The 1,293-nt window shown below is 68.1% G+C and carries 1 protein-coding gene; it reads right to left on the bottom strand.

Annotation, left to right across the window (positions count from 1 at the left end):
* Nucleotides 1-1,293 (bottom strand): zinc-binding dehydrogenase (locus ACFZBX_RS36965; protein WP_391538206.1); only part of this gene is annotated, 1,293 nt, incomplete at both ends.

Genomic DNA, 1,293 nt, shown 5'->3' on the forward strand with positions numbered 1-1,293 from the left:
GATGGTGTGGGGGTCGCGGAGGTCGGTTTTGCCCATTTCGAGGAAGCGTCCGCCGTTGGGCATGAGGCGTAGGGAGGCGTCGATGAATTCGTGGGCGAGGGAGTTGAGGACGATGTCGACGCCGTGGCCGTTGGTGGCGGTGAGGAATTGGTTTTCGAAGTCGAGGGTGCGGGAGGAGGCGATGTGGGTGTCGGGGATGTTGTGTTGGCGGAGGCTGTCCCATTTGGTGGGGTGGGCGGTGGCGTAGGTGGTGAGGTTGAGGTGGCGGGCGAGTTGGAGGGCGGCTTGGCCGACGCCGCCGGCGGCGCTGTGGATGAGGAGGGTTTCGCCGGGTTGGGCGTGGGCGAGGTGGGTGAGGCCGTAGTAGGCGGTGAGGAAGACGACGGGGGTTCCGGCGGCTTGGGTGTAGGTCCAGTGGTCGGGGATGGTGGTGATCATGCGGTGGTCGGTGATGGCGGTGGAGCCGATGCCGAAGAGGCCCATGACGCGGTCGCCGGGGTGGAGGTGGGTGACGTCGGGGGCGGTTTCGGTGATGATGCCGGCGCCTTCGCCGAGGGCGGGGTGGCCGTCGTCGGGGACCATGCCGAGGGCCATGACGACGTCGCGGAAGTTGAGTCCGGCGGCGCGGACGGTGATGCGGACTTCGCCGGGGGTGAGGGGGCGGTTGGCGTCGGGGTTGGGTTGGAGGGTGAGGCTTTCGAGGGTGCCGTTGCCGGTGCGTTCGATGCGCCAGTCGTTGTGGGGTGTGGTGAGGGTGGGGTGGGTGGTGGTGCGGGTGAGGCGGGGTGTGTGGGGGGTGCCGGTGCGGATGGCGAGGTGGGGTTCGGTGGTGGTGGTGAGGGTGTGGGGGATGGCGTGGAGGGTGGTGGGGTGGTGGTCGAGGTCGAGGAGTCGGAAGTGGTGGGGGTGTTCGGCTTGTGCGGTGCGCAGGAGTCCGGTGAGGGCGGCTTGGGGGAGGGAGGTGATGTTTTCGCTGTCGTGGGTGGCGGTGGCGTGGTGGGTGAGGATGACGAGTTGGGTGTTGGTGAGGCGTTCGTCGGTGAGCCAGTGCTGGAGGAGGTGGAGGGTGTGGGTGGTGACGCGTCGGACCTCTTCGTGGGCGGGTGTGGTGTCGGTGGTGGGGGGTGGGCAGGTGGTGAGGACTGTTGAGGGGGTGGGGTGGCCTTCGGTGAGGGCGGTGAGGAGGTCGTCGAGGGTGTCGAATCGTGCGGGTTTCTCGCCGGTGTTGTCGGTGAGGGCGGTGGTGAGGGCGGTTCCGAAGGTGTCGTTGTCTGCTCCGACGAGAACGGCCCA

It is taken from the genome of Kitasatospora sp. NPDC008115, from assembly GCF_042957205.1.
Lineage (GTDB): Bacteria > Actinomycetota > Actinomycetes > Streptomycetales > Streptomycetaceae > Kitasatospora.